We start from the raw sequence: 25,086 nt of genomic DNA, 5'->3' as shown, positions 1-25,086 counted from the left end.
TTAAGTGATTGAATTTAAAAAGGGCGGCTTTGGCCGCCCTTTTTGTTGTGGTGTGTATATTAGCAGTGTAAGTTCTTTGCGCTTTGTGGGGGAGCAACCGATGACAGGAATGTAAAATGATAGCTGACGGCTATTCGTCACGCCGTGGAGTGTGGGGCTGGATATTCTTTGACTGGGCGGCACAGCCGTTTTTTACAGTTGTAACAACGTTCATTTTTGGACCATATTTCATTTCCCGTATGGCAGAAAGTCCGGAGACCGGGCAGATTGCATGGGGGTATGGCTTTGCCGCTGCTGGACTGGCCGTGGCAATTTTGTCGCCAATTCTGGGCGCCATTTCAGATCGGACCGGGCCACGAAAACCGTGGATTGCCTTTTTTGCAATTATCAAGATTTCGGCTCTTTTTGCACTCTGGTTTGCTGTTCCGGGGGCCAATATTTACTGGGTTCTGTTTGCATTCGCCCTGGCAATGATTGCGGCAGAATTTTCTATCGTCTTCAATGATTCCATGATGCCGCGTCTGGTGCCACGCAAGGATATTGGTCGAATTTCCAATATTGCCTGGGGGCTGGGCTATCTTGGTGGAATGATTGTGCTTATCTTCATCGTGTTCTGTCTTGCCGCATCGCCTGAAACCGGCAAGACCATTATTGGATTTGATCCTTTGTTCGGGCTTGATCCGGTGCAGGGCGAGGATGGACGCATTGCAGGGCCAATATCTGCTCTTTGGTATCTTGTTTTTATCCTGCCGATGTTTTTCTTTACGCCGGATGTCTCCAAAGGCGACAAACTTGCTCCAGCCTTGCGATCGGGGCTTGGTGAACTTAAAAAAACGCTTGGGGAAGTTCGCAGACGTCCCGGGATTGTCCGCTTTCTGATTGCGCGAATGGTCTATCAGGATGGTGTCAATGCGATGCTGGCGCTTGGTGCCGGCTATGCTGCTGTTTTGTTTGGCTGGTCTATCACTGAGATTGGTCTGTTTGGTATGATTCTCAATGTGATGGCAGTTTTCAGCTGTCTTCTTGCGAGCAAGCTCGATACGCGCTTTGGTTCCAAGGCTATCGTGCTTGGTTCAATTGTGCTTTTGCTGATAGCGTCATTGGGTATAGTATCGACAGGGCGTGCGTATACGCTGTTCGGGCTTATTTCTTTTGATTCTCCAAGGGGCACAGGCGTGTTTGCGACCCCTGCCGAACATGCCTATCTGATCTATGGTTTGATGATTGGAGCTGCATTTGGACCGGTGCAGGCATCTTCACGGTCATGGTTTGCGCGAAGCATCAAGCCAGAAGAATCTGGCCGGTATTTTGGTATTTATGCATTGGCTGGTCGTGCCACCAGTTTTATCGGACCTTTTCTTGTGGCAACAGTGACGGCCCTCAGTGGATCGGCAGCCTTGGGCATGTCAGTGCTGATTGTGCTGTTTGGCGTTGGATTTGTGCTTGCCAAAGCCACACCCTATCCGGCTGAACGCATATAGGCGACTGGCGCAGCAACCGGCTGCGCCAGCCCTGTCTCTTATATCATGCCTGCGGCTTTGGCGCAGGCAATGGCAAGGAAGCCACCGATGACCGGCGCTGCTACGGGTACCCAGGCATAGGACCAGTCAGAGCTGCCTTTGCCCGGAATCGGCAGTAAGGCATGGGCAATGCGGGGTCCAAGATCGCGGGCTGGATTGATTGCATAACCGGTGGGGCCGCCCAGCGAAACACCAAGTGCCCAGACAAGCAGGCCGACCATCAATGGTCCCAGAACGCCCGTGGCGCCAACAGATTTTGCACCGATTGCAATAACCACAAAGACCAGAACAAATGTGCCGATAATCTCTGTCAGGCAATTGGCTGGTAAGTTGCGAATGGCAGGTCCGGTGCAGAAGACGCCGAGCTTGAGTTGTTTGTCTTGCGTTGGCTGCCAGTGCGGCAGATAGGCGAGATAGACAAGCACTGCGCCTGTAAAAGCACCAAGCATCTGCGCTGCAATGTAAGGCGCGACGTCTGCCGCCGGAAAACTATCGGCCATATAGAAAGCAAGCGTTACTGCGGGGTTGAGATGGCCGGCACTGCCAGCCGCTACAGCAACCATCACACCACAGAGAACCGCAAAGCCCCAGCCTGCGGTAATGACGATCCAGCCGGAGTTCTGGCCTTTGGATTTTGCAAGAAGCACATTTGCAACCACACCATCGCCCAACAGGATCAGCATCATCGTGCCGAGAAATTCACCGATAAAACCATTGCTCATTATATGCTCCGAGAGAATAATTCAGATACTAAAAAGCTGTCCGGTGAGTGGATATGCTCACCGGCTGTCGATAATCATTGATCGTTTTCAAGTTCAGTCTGCTTCGGGTCCCTGTATTTTAGAGCGGATTATGCTCTAATCGACCCAGTTGAGCGAGCGCTGCACGGCCTTTTCCCATGCGTTGAACAGACTGGTCCGCTCTTTTGCTGTCATCTTTGGATGCCAGCGCTGGCCGACCTGCCAGTTCTCGATAATGTCATTTGTCGATTTCCAATAGCCCACGGCCAGTCCTGCTGCATAGGCTGCACCAAGAGCTGTGGTTTCGATGATCTTTGGACGCACAACCGGAACATTGAGAATATCGGACTGGAACTGCATCAAGAGTTCATTGATGGTCATGCCGCCATCGGCACGCAGTTCAGTGATCTTCACGCCTGAATCCTTGACCATGGCTTCCAGCACTTCACGCACCTGATAGGCACTGGCTTCAAGGGCTGCACGTGCAATATGACCCTTATTGGCAAAGCGTGTGAGACCAGCAATGACGCCGCGTGCAGAATCTTCCCAATGCGGTGCATAGAGGCCGGAGAAGGCGGGGACGAAATAGACATCGCCATTGTCTTTGACCGTGCGTGCCAATGTTTCAATGTCGGCACTGTTTTTGATGATGCCGAGATTATCACGCAGCCATTGCACCAGTGCGCCGGTGATTGCGATGGAGCCTTCCAGCGCATAGACCGGCTTTTCATCACCAAGCTGATAGGCAACAGTTGTTAAAAGTCCATAGGTGGAGGGGACCAGTTTCTCGCCGGTATTCATCAGCATGAAACAGCCGGTGCCATAGGTGTTTTTGGCTTCGCCCGGCTCAAGGCAGGCCTGACCGAAAAGGGCTGCCTGCTGATCACCCAGAATACCTGCAAGCTTCACATTGCCAAGCGCGGGCAGGATTATCTCGCCATAGACTTCACTGGATGAGCGGATTTCCGGCAGGCAAGCCGCGGGAATATCGAAAAGCCGGAGGATTTCCTCGTCCCATTCAAGCGTCGACAAGTCCATCAGCTGCGTGCGGGACGCATTGGTTACATCGGTGATGTGAATGCCGCCTTGGGTGCCGCCGGTGAGGTTCCAGACCAGCCAGCTATCCATTGTGCCGAACAGCGCATCGCCTGCTTCTGCCTTTTCGCGTGCACCGGCCACATTATCGAGTATCCAGCGCAGTTTGAGGCCTGAGAAATAGGTTGAAATCGGCAGTCCTGTCTTGTCACGCAGACGATCTGTGCCGCCATCTTTCACGAATTGATCAACCAGCGCATCTGTGCGCGTGTCCATCCAGACAATGGCATTGTAAAGTGGCGCACCGGTTTTTCTATCCCACAGCAGTGTGGTCTCGCGCTGGTTGGTAATGCCAACAGATGCAATATCGGAAGCTTTGAGCTTTGCTTTTTTCAGAGTTTCGCTAATGACATGCTGCGTGTTTCGCCAGATTTCATTCGGATTGTGCTCGACCCATCCGGCTTTTGGATAAATTTGCTCATGCTCACGCTGGTTCATGGCGACAATATCGCCGTTCCGGTCAAAGATTATAAAACGTGAGCTGGTGGTTCCCTGGTCAATGGAACCTATAAATTGTGTCATTTAATATACTCCTCCCGCGCGAATGGCAGAGATATTGTCAGGATGCGAATATGTATATCCGTTGCAATCCTATTTGCTTCTTTCAAATGAATATATGTGTCTCTCCAAGAGCCAGCACACCCTTTTCAGGCTGCCGGGCATCTTCACATAATTCAGATTCTTATTGCTGCACTATCGATGGTTTTCTGCCAAGCTTTTTTGTTTCCTTTAAGCGCAATGTGAACTTAAACGAAATAATATGAATATCAAATGAAAGCAATAGGGGTGTTTTTGAGTGATTATTCTGTCTCTTTAACCAAATTTGCCGACTAACTAATAGGGTGCATTTTCGTTTGCGAAGATGCTTTTTGCTTGCGAAAACTCAAAGAAAAAACCCCGGCAACATTGCGTCGCCGGGGCTTTGGGATTTGATCTTCGTTCAACGATGATTGATAAGAGTATGCTTAAGGAAGAAAGAGTTAGAGCGCCGGTCTGATTGAATCAGATCGAAACGCGCTCTAGGGTCAGGACCCATTAATTTGACGGGAATGGTGTGAGGCCATCCGTTCGGATACGAGAAGGAAAGGCGAAGGAAATGTGGTTCATTTTCAAGCTTTTCCGACGAAGTAGACCGGGCGGATGGGCCACATCCTTCGGACATCGAAATGACTTGGTGATCTGCTTCGTCGAGCCGCTCAACCGGGCCCCCCCGGTCCTCACATCTCTCCTTGCATATCTTGTCATTTCAGATGCCATTCTCATCAAATTAATGAGTACTGACCCTAGTGACGGAAGTGGCGCATGCCGGTCATGACCATGGCAATGCCATGCTCGTCAGCTGCGGCAATGACTTCGTCATCCCGCATTGAGCCACCCGGCTGGATAACCGCTGTCGCACCTGCCTGAACAGCGGATAAAAGACCGTCAGCGAACGGGAAGAAGGCGTCGGAAGCGACAACACATCCTTTGGTCAGTGGTTCGGCAAGGCCGGCTGTTTGCGCTGCATCCTCAGCCTTGCGGGCCGCGATGCGGGCAGAATCCACGCGGCTCATCTGGCCTGCGCCGATGCCCACTGTTGCGCCGTCCTTGACATAGACGATTGCGTTTGACTTCACATGCTTACCAACACGGAAAGCAAATTTCATATCGTTCAGTTCGGCTTCGCTTGGAGCACGTTTTGTAACAACTTTAAGGTCAAGATCATCGACATTGCCATTGTCGCGTGACTGAACCAGCAGGCCGCCGGCAACAGTTTTCGCTGCGAGCCCCTTGGCCCGTGGATCAGGCAGGCCGCCTGTTACCAGCAGACGCAGGTTCTTTTTGGCTGCAACGATTGCCTGTGCGCCTTCGGTTGCGTCCGGTGCGATGATGACTTCAGTAAAAATCTTGACGATTTCTTCGGCTGCGGCTTCATCAAGCGTCCTGTTGAGTGCAACAATGCCACCGAAAGCTGAAACCGGATCGCAAGCCAGTGCCTTGAGATAGGCTTCCTTGATGGTTGCTGCTTCTGCAACACCACAAGGATTGGCATGTTTGATGATAGCGACAGCAGCAGTGCGGGAAGGGTCGAACTCGGCGACCAGTTCAAAAGCTGCATCGGTGTCATTGATATTGTTATAGGACAGCTGTTTGCCCTGAAGCTGTGTTGCGGTGGCAACGCCGGGGCGCAGTTCGCCGGTCAGATAAAAACCTGCTGTCTGATGCGGGTTTTCGCCATAGCGCATGACGGAATGCAGCTTGCCCGCGATCGAACGATAGGTGGGAGTTTCCTCATTGATGGCTTCGGCAAACCAGTTGGAAATGGCTGCATCATAGGCGGCAGTGCGCGAAAATGCTTTGGCAGCAAGCTTCTTGCGGAAAGAAACAGGCAGCGAGCCTTCGTTCTTTTCAAGCTCGGCCACAACGTCTGCATAATCAGCCGGATCGACAACGGTTGCAACATAGGCATGGTTCTTTGCCGAAGCCCGGATCATTGCCGGGCCACCAATATCGATGTTTTCGACGGTAGTGTCATAGTCGCCGCCCTTGGCGCGGACTTCCTCAAACGGATAGAGATTGATGACAGCAAGATCGATGCCACCAATGCCGTGGGCTTCCATGGCAGCAACATGTTCAGGGTCGTTGCGCACTGCAAGCAGGCCGCCGTGAACCGATGGGTGCAGCGTTTTCACGCGCCCGTCCATGATTTCCGGGAAGCCGGTGACTTCCGAAACGTCCTTTACAGGAATGCCTTCTGCAGCAATCGACCTGGCGGTGCCACCGGTCGAGAGGATTTCAATGCCGTGGGCATGAAGTGCCTTGGCAAAATCGATGAGACCGGTCTTGTCGGACACGGAAAGAAGGGCGCGACGCACCCGATAAAGATCGGGAGCTGGAATATGCTTGGAGCTGACAGCCATAGGAAATGGTCTCTTCGTTGCTGAAGCGTTCTGCGTTCAGGAAGGGTGGGACGCTGGCGGATTAGCACAGCTGTGAGCTGAATCATACCTCAAATCGCAGCTAAAAGAGGCCTTTGTGGATTAAGCATAGCTTCCGATGGCGACACGGCTGAATTGCCAGTTCACTTCCGGCAATTCGTGCGCCGGGAAAGAGAGTACAATCTGCTTTGATGTCACGGGGCCGCGAAAACCAGCAAAGAAGATGCTGTCTTCAAGCTGTGGAGCGACTTCAAAACAGGAGAATACCCATGTATCGTCATGCTGGGCGCTCAGATTAATCAGGCCGTTTTCGTCAAATGAGATTTCCACCGCCGGATGGATATGAAAACGCACGGTGATATTATCGCGCCCATTGGCTTTGAGTGCTTTGGCGTCGCCGCGATAAAAACGGTCAGCCCCTTGAATGACGCTGCCATTATGGGAAAGCACAACGCGACGTTCATGAAAAATGCCGAAAAGCCGGACATAACCGTCATGATTTGCAACAAAGCCCTGTCGTCCCTGATCTTCGATGCGATCACGCTGTACCCTGGTCGGACCGGCAATGATCGGGGTTCCAATCATGCTGGAAAGGCCAGCATTCAGGCTGAAGCGGCAGGAGGACGTATCATTGATTGTAGCGGTTGAATGCGCAGCAGTCGAACGTCCCAACGGGCGAAATTCTGCCGGACCGTAACGGTCGATACCGGAATTGACGATATAGCGCTGGCGCCCGGAGGACATTTCAAAGGAGAGGCAGCCGGCATGGGCATCGCGTGAGGCTGTCACGGGTGGTGGCAGACCTGTATCGGCGATGATGGTGGTTGCGCCCATAGACAGGCGTTCATAACCGGAATAGGGCGCATGTGTCAGCGGTGAACCAGCCGTTTCATCATGGCGAAGGACCGAGATGATACGCTCGGACAAGGTTGGGCCAACCCCGTTGAACAATGCGAGATTGCCATCCTGATGCCGGAAGAAACGCAGTGCCGGCAACATGCGCTCGACGGTTTCGATGAGCGCCTTGGGCGGGGATTCTGTGCCATTGGCATAAGTCTGTCGCAGCGGCAGCAGATCTGCCAGCAGTTCCAGAATCGTGACCGGATTGCGTGAGATATGTCCGCCATCAGGCAGGATCTGGCGGTTCAGCTCATATTCGAGATTGCGGCGGGCTGCACGTGCGGTCGGTGGTGAAACGGGCAAGGCAAGCGCTGCGAAAGCAAGCGCAATGCGGGCACGCAGCCGTTCTTCGCCGTCATCCATGGCAGAGGCGACCGTACGCAGATAACGCACCTGCATGGCCAGTGAGCGCATGAATTTACGATAGGCTGGCAGCTCTGCGCCTGCGAGAATGAGGTTGGAATGTTGTAGCCAGGCGATGATGCGCTGTGCTGTCACTTCCGGCGACCATGCAAGGCCGCCGATGCGTTTGCCATAAAGGCGCATCCAGTCATCAATGAGTGCGCGCGCATTGGCGGTGGCAAGTTCGCTGTTTGCGCTTTTGAGATGTCTGAGCCAGCCAAAGCTCTGAAGGGCTGCTTCCCATTCAGGGGTTGGTGGTTCGACAGCAAAAGGTGACATGCCGCCTGTTTCGACAAGACGACCGGCGAGCGCGAAACGGCCGTGGTAAAATTCCTGTGCCAGTTGCGGGTCGGCAACGCGAAGATCAGGCGGAGCAATGAGGATGCGATCCGGCGTAAAACCGGTAAAACGCCAGCGATAAAGCGGCCCCATACGCAGGCGGCGGCTGAACCTGCGCCAGGCCTGTGCAACAGCCAGTCCCCAAAGATGCGGGGTTTCGCTCAGCGCGACTGCCACCCTCTTGTTCTCCGTATTATAATTCATTCATACTGGACCCGATAAGGCAGGTCCGTCCTTTCTTGACATGATTTATCGAAATGCCGGTTTCCGACCTTCGGAATCATGCATTATTAGAATCGTCGATAATGGTGAATCGAGTGTTAACCATAACGGCGAGGCAGGCCGATTATGGTAATTTCATCGATTATAATCAGTGATAACTAATATATCAGGATTTCCGCCTGAAGCGAGCTGCAAAAAAGCCATCCATTCCGGCCAGCTTTGGATTGCCATCAAATTTTTCTGCTGGCAAATCAGCAGGGGTGGAGCGCAGAAAGCCTTCATCCGTAATCAGCCCGTCAAGTCCCGGGCAATCGCCTGGCATGATAGGGTCGGCTTCAAGTGCCGGGTTTTCAAGCGCTTTGCGTGCCAATTGCTCACCTTCCAGCGGATGAAGCGAGCAATTGGAAAACAGGATCGTGCCGCCGGGTTTTACGAGCGTCACAGCATGGGCAAGCAATTTTGCCTGAAGGCTGGCAAGCTTTTCAATATCCTGCGGGGTTTTGGTCCATGGCACATCAGGGTGGCGGCGTACAGTGCCTGTCGATGAGCAGGGTGCATCAAGCAGAACTGCGTCGAACAATTCATCCGGTTTGAAATCGAGCAGATTGCTGACAATTGTGTGTGCTTTCAAACCAAGGCGCTCCAGATTGCCCTGAAGTCGCTTAAGACGATTTTCGGACATATCGAGCGCGGTCACGTCTGCACCCTGAAATATGAGCTGGGCAGTCTTGCCGCCGGGGGCTGCACAAAGATCGGCAACGCGCTTGCCCTTTATGTCGCCCATCAGTCGTGCAGGCAGGCTTGCAGCCACATCCTGCACCCACCAGTCGCCTTCAGCAAAGCCGGGCAGATCGGTGATACTTCCCTCGATAGTCTCAAGGCGTATTGAGCCGTTTGGCAAAGCGATACCACCGAGCTTCTCAGCCCATTGTTCTGGATCGCCTTTTATCGTGAAATCGATTGGCGGTTCATAAGAATGCATGGTGAAAATAGCCGTGGCTTTTTCCGCGCCATAAGCGTCTTTAATGCTTCTTGCAAACCATTCGGGTACATTGGTTTCAGGTTGTGATATATGCGCCAGTGCGCGTTCCTTGTTGCGCGACAGACGGCGCAGCAGAGCGTTTACGAGGCCTGCATATTTACGATTGCGCGGATCGGCATTGGCGGCTTCCACAGCCAGATCAACCGCTGAATGGTCGGGCAGATTGAGGTAGAAAATCTGGGCGACTGCAACATGCAGCAGGTGTTTGAGCGCGTGGGCATTTTCCGGCAATGGACGGTCAAGGCGCTTGTTTATGGCGCGATCAATGCTGCCACGATTGCGCAGTGCCGAACCCAGAATGGCGCGAACCAGCGCTCGGTCGCGTGGCTCGAGAGCCAGATATTGCGGATGGCCATGGCTGTTATCGGTCAGACCGTCGAGCGATGTGTTTTTTTCAATCACCGCACCAAGCAGGCGAGCCGCAGTCAGACGCACGGCAAGACCGGGCCGCAAGCGTTCGGCACGGTCTGCTGCGTGTTTATGAGGTGTCGGCTTGTTATTTCCACGCTTTGGCGCAGCTTTTTTATCGTTCACGCTGTTCTACTTTATTTAACGCGGGCTTTTTCAGGGGCACGCTTTTATGACCATGGGCCTCGGAAGCCGGAATTGGACCCCGAACCGCCCTTTCTATTATTGCCTGCATTACCCCATGGCCCACTGCTTTGTGAAGGGGGGGAACTGCGCTGAGCCATTCCAGCCGTGCGAATGCCCATTTCGGCAGCCATTTGTTCCAGTGCCTGAATACGATTATCCGTATCCGGGTGGGTGGAAAACAGGTTATCTGCACCACGACCGCTCAGCGGATTGATGATAAACATATGCGCAGTTGCGGGATTATGTTCGGCTTCCTCATTGACAACAGATTTGGCACTGCGTGCGATCTTGCCAAGGGCCGAAGAAAGCCAGAGCGGGTTGCCGCAGATTTCAGCCCCACGACGATCCGCAGCATATTCGCGGGTACGGCTTACTGCCATCTGCACGATCATGGCTGCAAAGGGAGCAACGACCATCGCGATAATTGTGCCGATCACGCCCATGATGCCATTGCCGTTCTCGCGGTTTCCGCCAAGGAAGAAAGTAAAATTGCCGAGCATGGAAATGGCACCGGCAAGGGTTGCCACGATTGTCATGGTCAGCGTGTCGCGGTTTTGGATATGCGCCAGCTCATGCGCCATAACGCCCGCGACTTCTTCGGGTGTCAGGCGGTTTAAAAGTCCGGTTGTGGCAGCAACGGCAGCATTTTCCGGGTTGCGGCCAGTAGCGAAAGCATTCGGCTGATCTTCATGGATGATATAGACTTTCGGCATGGGCAGCCCCGCATTGGCAGCCAGACCACGGACCATGCGGTAATAGTCGGAGCCAGAGCGCTCATCGACTTCCTGCGCATTATACATGCACAGCACCATTTTGTCGGAGTTCCAATAGCCAAAAAGGTTCATGGCAACAGCGATCACAAATGCGATCATCATGCCGCCGCCACCGCCCAGCAAATAGCCGATGCTCATGAACATGACTGTCATGAGAGCAATCAGCATGGCAGTTTTCATCATATTCATGTGTGTCTGTCTCCAGTTCAGCAATAGTTTATTTTAATCGGGAGTTCATTTTAATCGGGGTTTTGCTTATCAACCAGGTTTAACTATATGATGGGTATGAAACTTCTAAGCTTCAATAATGGATTTGCCGATTATGACCGATAAATTCAATGATACCGAAATGAATGACAATATAGAGCCACGCAAAACTGATCGTTTGCCTCCTGCAGCACAGCGGGCATTGAATGAGGCTGAAGAGCGTCGAGCAAGCGAAAAAGCTGACAATCTGCCGCGTGAAATTGGCGGTCGTGGAGGCAAGGACCCCGCACGTTTTGGTGACTGGGAGATTAAGGGGCGCACTATCGACTTCTAAGTTTGGGATATTTCCGCTCCTGCGGCCTGCAAATTGCGCTCTTCTTCGCTTCCGGTGCTCATGTACCCAAAAGTACACTCCGCTCCGGTTCTCGAAGACCACAATTTTCGGTATACAGGAACGAAAATCTCACCAAACTTTGATGCGCTTTCGAGCTGCTTAGAAATTAAAAGCCCCGGTTTCCCGGGGCTTTTAGTTACTTTTTATTCTGGCGATTTTCGATCAGATCATCCACCACTGCCGGATCAGCGAGGGTCGAAGTATCGCCCAATGCACCGAATTCATCTTCTGCGATCTTGCGTAAGATGCGGCGCATGATCTTGCCAGAGCGAGTCTTTGGCAGGCCCGGCGAAAATTGAATCTTGTCCGGCGTTGCAATTGGACCGATTTCCTTGCGCACATGCAGTGTCAGCTCCTTGCGTAAAGCATCTGCATCCTGAGCATCCGCGCCGGTCATCAGCGTAACATAGCAATAAATGCCCTGTCCCTTGATCGGATGCGGATAGCCGACAACGGCTGCTTCGGAAACCGAGTGATGCGAGACGAGTGCCGATTCTATTTCTGCCGTGCCGAGGCGATGGCCGGAAATGTTGAGCACGTCATCGACACGGCCAGTGATCCAATAGTAACCATCCTCATCGCGACGGCAGCCGTCACCGGTAAAGTATTTGCCCTTATAGGTGGAGAAATAAGCCTCGATGAAGCGCTTGTGATCGCCGTAAAGCGTACGCATCTGGCCCGGCCAGCTATCAATGATGCAGAGGTTTCCGTCTACTGCGCCCTCAATGACTGTGCCTTCATTGTCAACCAGTTGCGGCTTGATACCAAAGAAGGGACGGGTTGCAGAACCTGGTTTGAGGTCTGTCGCGCCCGGCAGGGGGGTAATCAGAATGCCGCCGGTTTCCGTTTGCCACCACGTGTCAACGATTGGCGATTTTTGGTCGCCAACTACATTGTAGTACCATTCCCAGGCTTCCGGGTTGATTGGTTCGCCGACTGAACCGAGAAGGCGCAGCGTTGAGCGGGATGAGCGGGTGACGAATTCATCGCCAGCGCCCATCAGCGCACGGATAGCGGTGGGGGCTGTGTAGAAAATATTGACGTGATGTTTGTCGACGACTTCCCAGAAGCGTCCCTGATCCGGGAAATTCGGAACGCCTTCAAACATCAATGTGGTCGCACCATTGGCCAAAGGCCCATAGACGATGTAGGAATGGCCTGTGACCCAACCCACATCCGCCGTGCACCAGTAGATCTCGCCATCATGATAATCGAAGACATATTGATGGGTCATCGAGGCATATACGAGATAACCGCCTGTTGTGTGCAGGACACCTTTTGGCTTGCCTGTGGAGCCGGAGGTATAAAGAATGAACAACGGGTCTTCCGCGTTCATCGGTTCCGGTTCACAGGTTGGTTCGACGCTTGCAACTTCCTGATGATACCAAAGATCGCGGCCTGGTCCCCAGCTGACCTTGCCGCCGGTACGGCGCACGGTCAGAACCTTGTTGACCATCACATATTGCTTGGCTGCTATGTCGATTGCGGTATCGGTGTTTTCTTTGAGTGGCACCGGCTTGCCGCCGCGTACGCCTTCATCGGCTGTGATGACAAAAGTTGATTCGCAGTCAACAATGCGGCCAGCCAGCGCTTCTGGCGAGAAGCCGGCGAAAACGACGGAATGTACCGCGCCGATGCGGGCGCAGGCGAGCATTGCATAGGCTGCTTCCGGGATCATTGGCAGGTAGATCGTGACGCGGTCGCCTTTCTGCACACCGTGTTTTTTAAGCACATTGGCCAGACGGCAGACATTTTCATGCAGTTCACGATAGGTGATTTTCTTGTCGATATAGGGATTGTCGCCTTCCCAGATGATCGCAACCTGATCGCCACGGCTTTTCAGATGGCGGTCAATACAATTATAGGAGATGTTGGTAACACCGTCCTCATACCATTTGATCGAAACATCGCCATTGAAATCGGTGTTCTTGACTTTGGTGAAGGGTTTGAACCAGTCAATCCGTCGGCCGTGCTTGGCCCAGAATCCATCCGGGTCGGTCACGCTCTCATTGTACCATTCGAGATATTTCTCGTTATCAATGAGCGTGTTCTTCTTTGCCCCCGGCAAAACAGGGTAAAGCTTTTCCGACATGTCTTCCTCCTTGCTGTCCGGCGATCCTCCCGCCGGGATCGATAGCTCGCATCGGGGCGAAGCTGTCGCCAGACTCATTTACATCCCGTCAGGCGCAAGGTAAATTAGACATTGGGATCGATTGTGGTCCACAATGACGCAGTATGAAAGAGTGCACAGGATTGAAAGCATTGCTGCGCAGATGCTTTTTATAGCGCCGCAATGTCCTGTTATCGTGCGGCGCTATATTTATTAATTTATTATAGTAAAAATTATTATCAATATTAAATTATAGATGTAAAATCTACGAAAAATAAATTGTTACCTTCTACTGCGAAGTTGATTTCATCTTCATTGACATAATAAAAATTATTAGATTTTGATTTGTCTGTGTATAGGCTAAATGTCTCTGTTCCGTAAATAAGTATTTTATATGCAATTTTATCATTAATTGTTTTGATTTTTAAAAATCCGAAGTTTTGTAGTGGCGGTAAATAATTGTCAGATCCGGCAATTGCAAGGTTTGCGGAGTGGCCATCTATTGCAATGGTATCTCCTGGAATGAGGGAAGTTTTCGGACTGCCAAAAGTATGGACAATATCTGTTGTTGACCACGGATCATTAAGATCTGCTTTTATCGTCCACTTCAAGTTATTATCAGTATTCTTTGATTTATTTTCGAATCCCTGAACTGACCATGTTTGATTAGGCGATATTTCGGAGCCCAAACCGAGATATAAACCAGTGGAAACGCTTTTGATAGTTACGACTGAAATTGCCATGATCTCTCCATTACTTATAAAGTATTGAATGCATCAACCCATTGATGCTCAAAGTTTTTGTAAATAATATTAAAAATTATCTCTACTGTAAGAAATTATGGGGCATGCAAACGAATACATAGGAAAAAAATGGATTGCTGGTTTAGAAATTTTTATTCTAAAAAGTACATCAAGTGCTTGGGATGCCCCTTCAACAGGGTCGAGGTTGCGGTATATGATGTTGAAACGCACAATGAAGAGCTTTTTTGTCTTCAAGCGGATGGCGAGTAGCTACGCCCGCCAAAAATTGCGGAACCCACACGCACCGATGTTGCGCCGAAACCGATAGCCGTTTCATAGTCACCCGACATTCCCATGGAGAGTTTTTCGACGCCTGCTTCGCGGGCGAGCTTTTCAAGCAGTGCAAAATGCGGCCCCGGATTTTCATCTGCTGGCGGGATACACATCAGGCCTTCGATTGAGAGGCCGTGTTCTGTGCGGCAGCGCTCGACAAAAGCCACAGCCTCTTTCGGGTCTATGCCAGCCTTTTGTTCTTCAAGACCGGTATTGACCTGCACATAGAGTTTTGGATTTTTGCCCTGTTTTCTGATTTCGCTGGCAAGGGTGCTTGCGATTTTTTCACGGTCCACCGTTTCGATCACATCAAAGAGTGCAATTGCATCGGCAGCTTTATTGGATTGGAGCGGCCCGATCAGATGCAGTTCAGTGCCGGAATAGGCTTCGCGCAATGCGGGCCATTTGCCTTGAGCTTCCTGAACACGGTTTTCACCAAATATTCGCTGACCCGCATCAAGGACCGGACGGATTTCGTCGGCATTGAAGGTTTTGGAGACGGCTACCAGCGTTACAGAGCCATTGTCGCGACGTGCTTCTTGTTCCGCATCGGCAATCTTTGCCTTGATGGTGTTCAGGTTCGCTACAATATCTGACATGAAACTCTCGCTTTCAGGCTTTTCGTCCGCAAAAACTTGACGCTTTCGCCAATACGTGGTGAAGGTCGGCATTAATGACGACTCTTCTTATTGCATCATCTTCGTACGAGTAAATACGCTCATGGCAGCCGAACGTTATAATCCGCGCGTGGCGGAAGCTCATTGGCAGAAAGTCTGGGAAGAAAACCGGACTTTTGAAACCGATAACAGTGATCCCCGCGAGAAGTACTACGTGCTCGAAATGTTCCCTTATCCATCGGGGCGCATTCATATGGGCCATGTGCGCAACTATGCGATGGGTGATGTGGTTGCGCGGTACAAGCGTGCCAAGGGTTTCAATGTTCTTCACCCGATGGGTTGGGATGCATTTGGCATGCCTGCGGAAAACGCGGCCATGCAAAACAAGGTACATCCGAAAGAATGGACCTATCAGAATATTGATACGATGAAGCGTCAGCTCAAATCTATGGGTCTGTCGCTGGACTGGTCACGCGAATTTGCGACATGCGATGTTGCATATTACCACCGCCAGCAGATGCTGTTCATTGATCTGTTTGAAAAAGGTCTGGTGACGCGCAAGACGTCCAAGGTCAACTGGGATCCGGTCGACAATACCGTGCTCGCCAATGAGCAGGTGGTGGATGGTCGCGGCTGGCGTTCTGGTGCGCTGGTTGAACAGCGCGAACTGACACAGTGGTTCTTCAAGATCACCGATTTCAGCGAAGACCTGCTTGCCGGTCTCGATACACTTGATCAGTGGCCTGAAAAAGTTCGTGTCATGCAGAAGAACTGGATCGGCAAGTCGGAAGGTTTGCAGGTTCGTTTCGCGCTCGACACCAAGACTGCCCCTGCCGGTTTCTCAGAGGTTGAGGTTTATACGACGCGCCCCGATACTTTGTTCGGCGCGTCTTTCGTGGCAATCTCTCCTGATCATCCAATCGCGAAAAAGCTGGCTGAAAATAATGCAAAGCTCACAGGCTTCATTGATGAATGTCATCAGCATGGCACATCGCTTGCAGCGCTTGAAACGGCTGAAAAGAACGGCTTTGATACAGGAGTCAAGGTCAGGCACCCGTTTGATGAAAACTGGGAGCTGCCGCTTTATGTCGCCAATTTCGTGTTGATGGAATATGGCACGGGCGCAGTGTTTGGTTGTCCGGCGCATGATCAGCGTGACTTGGATTTTGCCAATAAATATGGGTTGAAAGTTACGCCGGTTGTTCTGCCAAAGGGCGAGGATGCTGCAAGTTTCAGTGTCGGTGAAACCGCTTTCACTGATGATGGCGTGATGATCAATTCGCGCTTCCTTGATGGTATGACGCCGGAAGCCGCTTTCACGGAAGTGGCTGAGCGCCTTGAAAAGACCGAGCTGGATGGTCGCCCGCAGGCGCAGCGTAAAGTTCAGTTCCGTCTGCGTGACTGGGGCATTTCGCGTCAGCGTTACTGGGGTTGTCCGATCCCGATGATCCATTGCGAAAGCTGTGGCGTCAATCCAGTGCCGCGTGCTGACCTACCGGTGAAGCTGCCTGATGATGTCGAGTTCGACCGCCCGGGCAATCCGCTTGACCGTCATGCCACATGGCGTCATGTAAAATGCCCGAAATGTGGTGGTGAAGCGCGTCGTGAAACCGATACGATGGATACATTCGTCGATTCGTCGTGGTATTATACGCGCTTTACGGCCCCTTGGGAAAATGAGCCGACAGATCGTGCGATTGCTGATCACTGGTTGCCGGTGGATCAGTATATTGGCGGCGTTGAGCATGCGATCCTGCATTTGCTCTATTCGCGTTTCTTCACCCGCGCCATGAAAGTGGCGGGTCATGTCGGTATTGATGAGCCGTTCAAGGGCTTGTTCACACAAGGAATGGTGGTGCACGAAACCTATAAGGCTGATGGCCAGTGGGTTGCACCTGCCGATATTCGCATTGAAGAATCGGATGGCAAGCGTATCGCGACCATGCTCGATAGCGGCGCTCAGGTGGAAATCGGCTCGATTGAAAAAATGTCGAAGTCGAAGAAAAATGTGGTCGATCCCGACGATATTATCTCTTCTTACGGTGCGGATACTGCACGCTGGTTCATGCTCTCCGATTCTCCGCCAGAACGTGATGTGATCTGGACAGAAGCCGGTGCAGAAGGTGCCCATCGTTTTGTGCAGCGTGTGTGGCGGCTTGTTTCCGAAGCGGCTCCTGCTCTCAAGGATGTTGTGGCGAAGTCTGGAACGCAAGGGGATGCTCTTAGCCTCTCGAAGGCTGCACATAAAGCTGTTCAGGCGGTTGGTGACGATATTGAAAAGCTGGCTTTCAACAGAGCTGTTGCCCGTCTTTATGAGCTGGTCAACACGCTTGCTGCACCCTTGCAGCAGGTTGGCACCGGCAAGGCTGATGATCAGCTGAAAAGTGCGGTGCGTGAAGCCACCGAAATGCTGGTTTTGATGCTTGCACCAATGATGCCGCATCTGGCTGAACAATGTGTGAGTGCGCTTGGTGGCACAATCGCCGGCAAAAAAACGATTGCCGCAACCGCGCCATGGCCGCAGTTTGATGCTGCACTGATCGTGGAAAACGAGATCGTTCTGCCCGTTCAGCTCAATGGCAAGAAGCGTGGGGATTTGACAATCGCTCGCGACGCTGATCAAGCTACAATCCAGAAGGCGGTGCTCGAACTTGACTTTGTCAAGGCTGCGCTCGAAGGTGGCACGCCGAAGAAGATCATCGTGGTGCCACAAAGGATCGTCAATGTCGTTGTGTGATTGCTTCAAAACCGCATTCAGGAACTTCCGCGTTGCCTTTGCAGCACTGGGAGCTATCCTTCTTCTGGCTGGCTGTACCGTGCAGCCGCTCTATTCGGGCGGCGGCAGTGCTGGCAGCACCATTGGTGGCAGCGTTACGCCGGATATGCGATCAAAACTTGCTTCGATTGCTGTTGATCCTGAAGGTAGCATATATGGTGTTCAGGTCCGCAACCGGCTTATTTTCCTGCTTTCGGGAGGGGCTGGTGAGCCGTCCAACCCGAATTACAAGTTGCGTCTTGGGTTAAGCAAGTCGGTTACATCCTTTGTCAGTGTTGATATTGGCGATCAAACCGACCGCACGGGGCGTCCATCGGCTGGTACGGTCAATGCGACATCGAATTTTGTGTTGTTTGATAAGGATGGGAAGGCTCTGAAATCCGGTACACGCACGGTGGGGGCATCCTTTGACCGTCCGCGTCAGGAATTTGCAAATCTTCGTGCAGAACGTGATGCAACCAAGCGTGCAGCCGAAGAATTGGCAGAGCAGATTTATCTCGCTATCGCGATGCAGATGTCGAAGCTCTGATCTTGCTTCAAAGGATATTAAAAAACGGCGGATCAGTGATCCGCCGTTTTTGCATTTTAATCAGCAATCTGCTTTAGGCGATTTTTTGGCCAGTCTTCGCCCAGTCAGCGAGGAAGGTTTCAAGACCCTTGTCGGTCAGCGGGTGCTTGACGAGTGCCTTGAGCGTTGCCGGAGGTGCGGTGACGACATCGGCACCGATCAGGGCTGCTTCCTTGACGTGATTGACGGTGCGAACCGAAGCGGCAAGAATTTCGGTGCGGAAATCATAATTGTCAAAGATAGTGCGGATTTCAGCAATCAGCTCCATGCCATTGATGCCCGTATCGTCAAGACGACCGATGAATGGCGAAACGAAAGTTGCACCGGCTTTGGCCGCAAGCAGAGCCTGATTGGCAGAGAAGCAAAGCGTTACATTGGTCTTGTGACCATCGGATGTCAGTGCTTTACAAGCCTTGAGACCGTCGAGTGTCAGTGGCAGCTTGATGCAGATATTGTCTGCGATCTTGGCAATGACTGCCGCTTCCTTCATGATCTGCTCATATTCTGTTCCAGCAACTTCAGCTGAAACCGGACCCTTGACAAAGGAACAGATTTCCTTGGTTACTTCAAGAATATCGCGGCCAGATTTGAGGATCAGCGACGGATTGGTGGTCACACCATCAACCAGACCAAGATCGTTGAGTTCGCGGATTTCCTTGACGTCCGCAGTGTCGACGAAAAACTTCATAACAGCATTCCTCCATAATGAGTGCGAGTTAGGGGATTTAAATTGATTTAAATCCAGTAAGGTGGCTTTTCTTTAGCGCAAAGCCGCGCCAAGGTCACGCAATCATGTCGAAAGATTCGCACGATATTTTAAAGCTGTTTGCGGAACCGGCCCAAAGCGTGGTTCCGGTGCTGGTACCCATGCCCGCAGAGCGCCCTTACTCCTATGTGGTGCCGGATGGAATGCATGTTCAACCCGGTTCGATTGTGCGCGTGCCATTGGGACCGCGTGAGGTTGCGGGAATCGTTTGCGATGGCGCAACCGATTCGGTAGATGCCAGAAAACTTCGGGCGATTGCGCATGTTTTTGATTGCCCGCCTGTGGATGCGCAGATGTTGCGCTTCATGCGATGGGCCGCAGATTACACGCTTTCGCCGCCCGGAATGGTGGCGCGTATGGTGTTGCGTGCGCCTGCGGCGTTTGATCCTGAGCCAAAAATTCCGGGGCTTCGTTATCGTGGTGGCGAACCGGAACGTATGACAGATGCCCGCGCCCGTGTGATGGAACTGGCACGCGATGGTCTTGCATGGACGCGCTCCGGGCTGGCCCATGCTGCCGGTGTTTCGCAGAGCGTTGTGGATGGGTTGAAAATTCAGGGCGTATTTGAAGAGGTGATGCTGCCTCCGCCCGCTGTCGTTGCAACACCTGACACAAATTTTGCACGTGCAACACTCTCCGACGATCAGCAGGCGGCGGCTGAAATGCTGGCCGAATCGGTTGAGGCCGATATGTTCTGCGTATCGCTTCTTGATGGAGTGACGGGATCAGGCAAGACTGAAGTTTATTTTGAGGCGGTGGCCAAGGCGCTTGATCAGGGTCAGCAGGTGCTGATTCTTCTGCCTGAAATTGCGCTGACACAGCAATTTCTTGACCGTTTTCATGATCGGTTTGGGTCAAAGCCTGCCGAATGGCATTCTGATCTTGCACCACGCACGCGCGAGCGCGTGTGGCGGCAAGTGACAGAAGGGACAGTGCGGGTTGTTGCCGGCGCTCGATCGGCACTGTTTTTGCCCTTCAAGGAGCTTGGGCTGATCGTGGTCGATGAAGAACATGATCCGGCTTACAAACAGGAAGACCGTGTATTTTATAATGCGCGGGATATGGCCGTGGTGCGCGGCCATATTGGCAGCTTTCCGGTGATATTGGCGTCAGCGACGCCGTCTATCGAGAGCCAGGTTAATGCCGACCAAGGGCGTTACAAACGAATCAAGCTTTATGGCCGATATGCGGAAGCGGCATTGCCGACGCTCAAAACCATTGATATGCGGCGTTCACCGCCGCCGCCGGGCCGTTTTTTGTCGCCAACACTTACAGAAGCTGTGGGTAAAACAGTTGAACGTGGTGAACAGGCGCTGCTGTTTCTCAACCGGCGCGGTTATGCGCCGCTGACGCTTTGCCGTGTCTGTGGCCATCGTTTTCAATGCCCGCAATGTTCAAGCTGGCTGGTCGAGCACCGCTTTCGCAAACAATTGATGTGTCATCAATGCGGCTATCATGAGCCAGTGCCGGAAGCCTGCCCGGAATGCGGTACGCTTGATCATCTGGTGGCTTGCGGCCCGGGTGTGGAGCGGATCGCGGAAGAAGTGGCTGCAACATTCCCGGATGCGCGAATCATAGTGCTTTCGTCTGATATGGCGGGTGGCGTGAAGCGCTTGCGGCTTGAACTCGACGCCATCGCCAAAGGCGAGGCCGATATTGTCATCGGTACGCAGCTTGTGGCCAAGGGGCACAACTTTCCGAATATGACGCTGGTGGGTGTGGTGGATGCCGATCTTGGCCTTGCCAATGGCGATCCGCGTGCGGCTGAACGCACATTTCAATTGCTTAATCAGGTGACGGGCCGCGCAGGGCGAACTGGCCGCAAGAGTCTGGGACTTCTTCAAACCTACCAGCCCGATCATCCGGTAATGCGTGCCATCATCAGCGGTGATTCGGATGCTTTTTATGCGCGTGAAATTGAGGAGCGGGAACGCAGTGCCCTGCCGCCTTTCGGTCGTCTTGCTGCATTGATTATATCAGCGGATAACCGGCCTGATGCCGAGAACCATGCGCGGGCGCTGCGCCGTGCAGCACCGTCCTCAGCAGAGATTTCAGTGCTGGGACCGGCAGAAGCGCCGCTTGCAATCGTGCGGGGGCGCCATCGTTTCCGTATTCTTGTGCATGGGACAAAACGCGCGGATATTCAAGGGTTTATCCGGGTTCTTCTTGCCGCTTCTCCTAAAGAGCGTGGCTCTATACGGGTGCAGGTGGACATTGATCCGCAGAGTTTCTTGTGATCTTCGCGCCTATGGCAACGCATTGGGTTTTTCGCTATTACAGCTAAAACCAAGAGGATAACAAATGATGGAATTCTATCTTCCAGGCTCAACCGGCGAGTGGCTTGCATGGAGTGCGGCTGTTGTGACAGCTTTAGCGGGTGTCATTATGTTGTTTGCGCCCGGTATCACAATGAAATTGTTGCGCTTGCAGCCAATCAATGCGCGCCCGGAAGCCTATAGCTCCATTCGGGCTGTGCTGGCCGGGCCTTATCTGGGGGTTGGCCTTGGCTGCCTGATTTTTGCACAGCCATTTTTATGGGTGGTTTTGGGGGCAATGTGGGGATTTGCATTATTTGGCCGCTTTATTTCAATGATGTCTGATAAGGGGGCAAGTTTTTACAATATCATTGCTGCGGTCATCGAATTTCTGCTTGCAGTCGGGCCTCTGCTATACGCTTTTGGCTTTATCGGCTGAAGCCTGATCGCTGTGGGAAAAAGCCTTCAGGTTCATTCGATAGGCTGTTAAGTCGTTTTCTAATCCAAAATTGCAGGAAAACTTACACAAAAGTGCGGGATTCGCGTGTTGCGAGTCCGGTTCGTCTATGCTAGACGGCAATCACATTTCGGTGTTGTCGCGCTTGCGCGTCAGGGGTTCCCCGGAAACATTCAATAAAATCATCTGCTTGGGCCATTTGGCTGTGCTGAACTCCCAAAAAGATGGTTTCAACGTAGAGAGCAGGTTGTTCGTGGCAGAAACGTCTTCGCTCATTTCAGGTGTCGCACAGCGCTACGCCGGATCGTTATTCGAGCTTGCTCTCGATGCGAATTCCGTTGCTGCTGTGGAAAAAGATCTTGGCCGTTTCGAGGCGCTTCTGAGCGGAAGCGAAGACCTGAAGCGTCTGATTTCCAGCCCGGTCTTCAATGCTGAAGACCAGCTTCACGCTATTGGCGCGATTGCTGACAAGGCTGGCATCAAGGGTCTGGTCGGCAATTTCCTGCGCGTGGTGGCGTCTAATCGCCGTCTTTTTGCGCTGCCGGGCATTATCGCCGCTTTCCGTGAAATTGCAGCTGAGCATCGTGGGGAAATTTCCGCTGATGTTATTTCGGCACATGCGCTGACAAGCGCTCAGCAAAACGAATTGAAGGCAACGTTGAAAAGCGTTGCCGGCAAGGACGTGACGATCAATGTCACCGTCGATCCTTCGATCCTCGGTGGACTTGTTGTCAAAATGGGTTCGCGTCAGATCGACACGTCCCTTCGCACTAAACTTTCTTCTCTCAAGCTTGCACTGAAAGAGGTCGGCTGATGGACATCCGCGCCGCGGAAATTTCCGCTATCCTGAAAGAGCAAATCAAGAACTTCGGCAAGGAGGCTGAGGTCTCCGAAGTCGGTCAGGTTCTGTCCGTTGGCGACGGTATCGCCCGCGTTTACGGTCTGGACAATGTTCAGGCTGGTGAAATGGTCGAATTCCCTGGTGGTATTCGCGGTATGGCGCTTAACCTTGAAACCGACAATGTCGGTGTGGTTATTTTCGGTGCCGACCGTGACATCAAGGAAGGCGATGTCGTCAAGCGTACCGGCGCGATTGTTGACGTTCCGGTTGGTCCGGGTCTGCTTGGTCGCGTTGTCGATGCTCTCGGCAATCCAATCGACGGCAAAGGCCCGATCGTTGCTACAGAGCGTCGCCGCGTCGACGTCAAGGCACCGGGTATCATTCCGCGCAAGTCGGTTCATGAGCCAATGTCGACCGGCCTCAAGGCTGTTGACGCTCTGATCCCTGTTGGTCGTGGTCAGCGCGAGCTGGTCATTGGTGACCGACAGACCGGCAAGACTGCTATTATTCTTGATACATTCCTGAACCAGAAGCCAATCCACGACAATGGCCCGGACAGCGAAAAGCTTTATTGCGTTTACGTTGCTATCGGCCAGAAGCGTTCGACTGTTGCTCAGTTCGTTAAAGTTCTTGAAGAACGCGGCGCTCTCGAATATTCCGTTGTGATCGCAGCTACCGCTTCCGATCCGGCTCCGATGCAGTATCTTGCGCCATTCGCAGGCTGCGCTATCGGTGAATATTTCCGCGATAACGGCCAGCACGCATTGATCGGTTATGACGATCTGTCCAAGCAGGCTGTTGCTTATCGTCAGATGTCGCTTCTGCTTCGTCGTCCTCCGGGCCGTGAAGCTTATCCAGGTGACGTTTTCTATCTGCATTCGCGTCTTCTTGAACGCGCTGCGAAGCTCAACGACGAAAATGGCGCTGGTTCGCTGACGGCTCTGCCAGTCATCGAAACGCAGGGTAACGACGTTTCCGCGTTTATTCCGACCAATGTGATCTCGATTACTGACGGCCAGATCTTCCTTGAAACCAACCTGTTCTATCAGGGTATCCGTCCGGCTGTTAATGTCGGTCTGTCGGTTTCGCGCGTTGGTTCGTCCGCCCAGATCAAGGCGATGAAGCAGGTTGCCGGTTCGATCAAGGGTGAACTTGCCCAGTATCGTGAAATGGCAGCATTTGCCCAGTTCGGTTCGGATCTTGATGCTTCGACGCAGCGTCTGCTTAACCGCGGTGCACGTCTGACCGAGCTTCTCAAGCAGCCACAGTTCTCTCCACTCAAGACGGAAGAACAGGTTGCCGTGATTTATGCCGGCGTGAATGGCTATCTCGACAAGATTGCCGTTGATCAGGTTGGCAAGTTCGAAGCGGGTCTTCTTTCTTCGCTTCGCAACGAGCACAAGGATGTTCTCGATGCGATTCGCGATGAAAAGGCACTCACCGACAACATCAAAGCAAAGCTCAAGGCAGCGGTCGACGCGTTTGCCAAGTCTTTTGCTTGAATTTTGTGACGGGATGAACGGATGCCTTCACTAAAGGATCTGAGAAACCGTATCGCCTCGGTCAAGGCGACGCAGAAAATCACCAAAGCGATGCAGATGGTCGCTGCGGCGAAGCTGCGCCGTGCCCAGGAAGCTGCGGAGGCCGCCCGGCCTTACTCGCAGCGCATGGGTGCCGTTCTCGCAAATATTGCGCAGAATGTGAGCGGAGAGGATGCGCCGACATTGATGGTCGGTACGGGTAAGGACGACGTGCATCTGCTCGTCGTCGCTACTGCAGAACGTGGACTTTGTGGTGGTTTCAATAGCCAGATTGCACGTTTTGCGCGTGATCATGCTCGCAAGCTCCTGAGCGAAGGCAAGACGGTCAAGATTTTGACGATTGGTAAAAAGGGCGCAGATATTCTGCGTCGTGAATTTGCTTCGTTGATTGTTGACCATGTCAATCTGCGTGAAGTCAAACAACTCGCTTTTGTGCATGCCGATCAGATCGGTAGCAAGATTATCGAGATGTTTGAACAGGGCGCATTTGATGTCTGCACCTTGTTCTATTCCGAGTTCAAGTCGGTGATTGCACAGATTCCAACCGCGCAGCAGCTTATTCCGGCTTCGGCAGGTGCTACTGAGCAGGCGAATTCTGCAGGCGATGCGATTTATGAGTATGAACCTGATCCTGCGGAGATCCTGAGCACACTGATCCCGCGCAATATTTCGGTCCAGATTTTCCGCGCTCTTTTGGAAAATGTGGCGGGCGAAATGGGCGCGAAGATGAGCGCGATGGACAATGCAACGCGCAATGCCGGTGATATGATCAACAAATTGTCGATCACATATAACCGTCAGCGTCAGGCTCAGATCACCAAAGAACTCATTGAAATCATTTCGGGCGCGGAAGCGCTCTAGAGCGCCGTGCGCCCGAGAGGGCGCACAAAGGACGCTCTAGCGGTTTAAATTTGCTGCGGAATTTCTCCTTAA

General features: G+C 52.5%; 19 protein-coding genes. 9 read left to right on the top strand and 10 right to left on the bottom strand.

What is annotated here, in order from left to right:
• The first annotated feature begins 116 nt into the window (after positions 1-116).
• Positions 117-1,481 carry an MFS transporter gene (locus FHY56_RS11785; protein WP_140905364.1) on the top strand — a complete coding sequence of 455 codons (1,365 nt, stop codon included), beginning with the start codon at positions 117-119 and terminating at the stop codon, positions 1,479-1,481.
• Between the two features lie 38 nt (positions 1,482-1,519).
• Here FHY56_RS11785 and FHY56_RS11780 read toward each other — a convergent pair whose 3' ends face one another.
• From FHY56_RS11780 to htpX, 6 genes are all read right to left on the bottom strand, one after another.
• Entirely contained in the window at positions 1,520-2,242 is a 723-nt protein-coding gene (locus tag FHY56_RS11780; protein ID WP_140905363.1) for an MIP/aquaporin family protein, read from the bottom strand.
• 135 nt (positions 2,243-2,377) lie between these two features.
• Positions 2,378-3,877 (bottom strand): glycerol kinase GlpK, encoded by a 1,500-nt coding sequence (gene glpK / locus FHY56_RS11775; RefSeq protein ID WP_140905362.1) that lies wholly within the window; start codon positions 3,875-3,877, stop codon positions 2,378-2,380.
• A 761-nt stretch (positions 3,878-4,638) separates the two neighbouring features.
• Positions 4,639-6,255: a bifunctional phosphoribosylaminoimidazolecarboxamide formyltransferase/IMP cyclohydrolase gene (gene purH / locus FHY56_RS11770; RefSeq protein WP_140905361.1), complete on the bottom strand. Its 1,617-nt coding sequence runs from the start codon at positions 6,253-6,255 to the stop codon at positions 4,639-4,641.
• Between the two features lie 120 nt (positions 6,256-6,375).
• Positions 6,376-8,118: a heparinase II/III family protein gene (locus FHY56_RS11765; protein WP_140905360.1), complete on the bottom strand. Its 1,743-nt coding sequence runs from the start codon at positions 8,116-8,118 to the stop codon at positions 6,376-6,378.
• A gap of 184 nt (positions 8,119-8,302) precedes the next feature.
• Entirely contained in the window at positions 8,303-9,712 is a 1,410-nt protein-coding gene (locus FHY56_RS11760; protein WP_140905359.1) for an RsmB/NOP family class I SAM-dependent RNA methyltransferase, read from the bottom strand.
• A gap of 44 nt (positions 9,713-9,756) precedes the next feature.
• Positions 9,757-10,734 (bottom strand): zinc metalloprotease HtpX, encoded by a 978-nt coding sequence (gene htpX / locus FHY56_RS11755; RefSeq protein ID WP_140905358.1) that lies wholly within the window; start codon positions 10,732-10,734, stop codon positions 9,757-9,759.
• A gap of 133 nt (positions 10,735-10,867) precedes the next feature.
• On the opposite strand from htpX, the gene FHY56_RS11750 reads away from it, so the two are divergent.
• The gene (locus FHY56_RS11750; protein ID WP_140905357.1) at positions 10,868-11,086 is read left to right on the top strand and encodes a DUF1674 domain-containing protein; all 219 of its coding nucleotides are present in this window, start codon (positions 10,868-10,870) and stop codon (positions 11,084-11,086) included.
• Between the two features lie 196 nt (positions 11,087-11,282).
• On the opposite strand, the gene acs is transcribed toward FHY56_RS11750, so the two are convergent.
• The 3 genes from acs to FHY56_RS11730 all read right to left on the bottom strand — a co-directional run bounded on the left by acs (position 11,283) and on the right by FHY56_RS11730 (position 14,931).
• A complete protein-coding gene (gene acs, locus FHY56_RS11740) occupies positions 11,283-13,238 on the bottom strand; it encodes an acetate--CoA ligase (RefSeq protein WP_140905356.1) in 1,956 nt (651 codons plus the stop codon).
• 263 nt (positions 13,239-13,501) lie between these two features.
• The gene (locus FHY56_RS11735; protein WP_140905355.1) at positions 13,502-13,999 is read right to left on the bottom strand and encodes a hypothetical protein; all 498 of its coding nucleotides are present in this window, start codon (positions 13,997-13,999) and stop codon (positions 13,502-13,504) included.
• A gap of 251 nt (positions 14,000-14,250) precedes the next feature.
• Positions 14,251-14,931 (bottom strand): YggS family pyridoxal phosphate-dependent enzyme, encoded by a 681-nt coding sequence (locus tag FHY56_RS11730; protein WP_140905354.1) that lies wholly within the window; start codon positions 14,929-14,931, stop codon positions 14,251-14,253.
• Between the two features lie 121 nt (positions 14,932-15,052).
• Here FHY56_RS11730 and leuS point away from each other — a divergent pair, with 121 nt between their 5' ends.
• Complete coding sequence (gene leuS, locus FHY56_RS11725; protein ID WP_140905353.1) at positions 15,053-17,686, top strand: leucine--tRNA ligase; 2,634 nt, start codon at positions 15,053-15,055, stop codon at positions 17,684-17,686.
• Positions 17,673-18,254, top strand: a complete 582-nt coding sequence (gene lptE, locus FHY56_RS11720; protein ID WP_140905352.1) for an LPS assembly lipoprotein LptE — start codon at positions 17,673-17,675, stop codon at positions 18,252-18,254. The genes leuS and lptE overlap by 14 nt, the downstream gene beginning before the upstream one ends.
• Positions 18,255-18,327: 73 nt before the next feature.
• On the opposite strand, the gene fsa is transcribed toward lptE, so the two are convergent.
• A complete protein-coding gene (gene fsa / locus FHY56_RS11715; RefSeq protein WP_140905351.1) occupies positions 18,328-18,981 on the bottom strand; it encodes a fructose-6-phosphate aldolase in 654 nt (217 codons plus the stop codon).
• A gap of 104 nt (positions 18,982-19,085) precedes the next feature.
• Between fsa and FHY56_RS11710 the strand changes: the two genes are divergently transcribed.
• The 5 genes from FHY56_RS11710 to FHY56_RS11690 all read left to right on the top strand — a co-directional run bounded on the left by FHY56_RS11710 (position 19,086) and on the right by FHY56_RS11690 (position 25,014).
• The gene (locus FHY56_RS11710) at positions 19,086-21,296 is read left to right on the top strand and encodes a primosomal protein N' (RefSeq protein WP_140905350.1); all 2,211 of its coding nucleotides are present in this window, start codon (positions 19,086-19,088) and stop codon (positions 21,294-21,296) included.
• Between the two features lie 67 nt (positions 21,297-21,363).
• The gene (locus tag FHY56_RS11705) at positions 21,364-21,753 is read left to right on the top strand and encodes an AGROH133_08824 family phage infection protein (protein ID WP_140905432.1); all 390 of its coding nucleotides are present in this window, start codon (positions 21,364-21,366) and stop codon (positions 21,751-21,753) included.
• A gap of 271 nt (positions 21,754-22,024) precedes the next feature.
• Positions 22,025-22,585, top strand: coding sequence for a F0F1 ATP synthase subunit delta (locus FHY56_RS11700; protein WP_140905349.1), 561 nt, complete (start codon positions 22,025-22,027; stop codon positions 22,583-22,585).
• The gene (atpA, locus tag FHY56_RS11695) at positions 22,585-24,114 is read left to right on the top strand and encodes a F0F1 ATP synthase subunit alpha (protein ID WP_140905348.1); all 1,530 of its coding nucleotides are present in this window, start codon (positions 22,585-22,587) and stop codon (positions 24,112-24,114) included. Before FHY56_RS11700 ends, atpA begins: the two co-directional genes overlap by 1 nt.
• A gap of 21 nt (positions 24,115-24,135) precedes the next feature.
• Positions 24,136-25,014, top strand: a complete 879-nt coding sequence (locus tag FHY56_RS11690) for a F0F1 ATP synthase subunit gamma (RefSeq protein WP_140905347.1) — start codon at positions 24,136-24,138, stop codon at positions 25,012-25,014.
• Positions 25,015-25,086 lie beyond the last annotated feature (72 nt).

The sequence above is a fragment of the Brucella gallinifaecis genome, from assembly GCF_006476605.1.
Taxonomy (GTDB): domain Bacteria; phylum Pseudomonadota; class Alphaproteobacteria; order Rhizobiales; family Rhizobiaceae; genus Brucella; species Brucella gallinifaecis.
Note: the sequence above shows the minus strand (reverse complement) of the source record. Positions and strands in the feature narration are given on the sequence as shown.

Excerpts from the sequence above, each read along its gene's own strand:
- FHY56_RS11780 (WP_140905363.1), bottom strand. The coding sequence starts at position 2,242 with ATGAGCAATGGTTTTATCGGTGAATTTCTCGGCACGATGATGCTGATC.
- FHY56_RS11710 (WP_140905350.1), top strand. The coding sequence starts at position 19,086 with ATGTCGAAAGATTCGCACGATATTTTAAAGCTGTTTGCGGAACCGGCC.
- leuS (WP_140905353.1), top strand. The coding sequence starts at position 15,053 with ATGGCAGCCGAACGTTATAATCCGCGCGTGGCGGAAGCTCATTGGCAG.
- lptE (WP_140905352.1), top strand. The coding sequence starts at position 17,673 with ATGTCGTTGTGTGATTGCTTCAAAACCGCATTCAGGAACTTCCGCGTT.
- FHY56_RS11750 (WP_140905357.1), top strand. The coding sequence starts at position 10,868 with ATGACCGATAAATTCAATGATACCGAAATGAATGACAATATAGAGCCA.
- purH (WP_140905361.1), bottom strand. The coding sequence starts at position 6,255 with ATGGCTGTCAGCTCCAAGCATATTCCAGCTCCCGATCTTTATCGGGTG.
- FHY56_RS11765 (WP_140905360.1), bottom strand. The coding sequence starts at position 8,118 with ATGAATTATAATACGGAGAACAAGAGGGTGGCAGTCGCGCTGAGCGAA.
- FHY56_RS11690 (WP_140905347.1), top strand. The coding sequence starts at position 24,136 with ATGCCTTCACTAAAGGATCTGAGAAACCGTATCGCCTCGGTCAAGGCG.
- atpA (WP_140905348.1), top strand. The coding sequence starts at position 22,585 with ATGGACATCCGCGCCGCGGAAATTTCCGCTATCCTGAAAGAGCAAATC.
- FHY56_RS11730 (WP_140905354.1), bottom strand. The coding sequence starts at position 14,931 with ATGTCAGATATTGTAGCGAACCTGAACACCATCAAGGCAAAGATTGCC.
- FHY56_RS11705 (WP_140905432.1), top strand. The coding sequence starts at position 21,364 with ATGGAATTCTATCTTCCAGGCTCAACCGGCGAGTGGCTTGCATGGAGT.
- htpX (WP_140905358.1), bottom strand. The coding sequence starts at position 10,734 with ATGAATATGATGAAAACTGCCATGCTGATTGCTCTCATGACAGTCATG.
- FHY56_RS11785 (WP_140905364.1), top strand. The coding sequence starts at position 117 with ATGATAGCTGACGGCTATTCGTCACGCCGTGGAGTGTGGGGCTGGATA.
- acs (WP_140905356.1), bottom strand. The coding sequence starts at position 13,238 with ATGTCGGAAAAGCTTTACCCTGTTTTGCCGGGGGCAAAGAAGAACACG.
- fsa (WP_140905351.1), bottom strand. The coding sequence starts at position 18,981 with ATGAAGTTTTTCGTCGACACTGCGGACGTCAAGGAAATCCGCGAACTC.
- glpK (WP_140905362.1), bottom strand. The coding sequence starts at position 3,877 with ATGACACAATTTATAGGTTCCATTGACCAGGGAACCACCAGCTCACGT.
- FHY56_RS11735 (WP_140905355.1), bottom strand. The coding sequence starts at position 13,999 with ATGGCAATTTCAGTCGTAACTATCAAAAGCGTTTCCACTGGTTTATAT.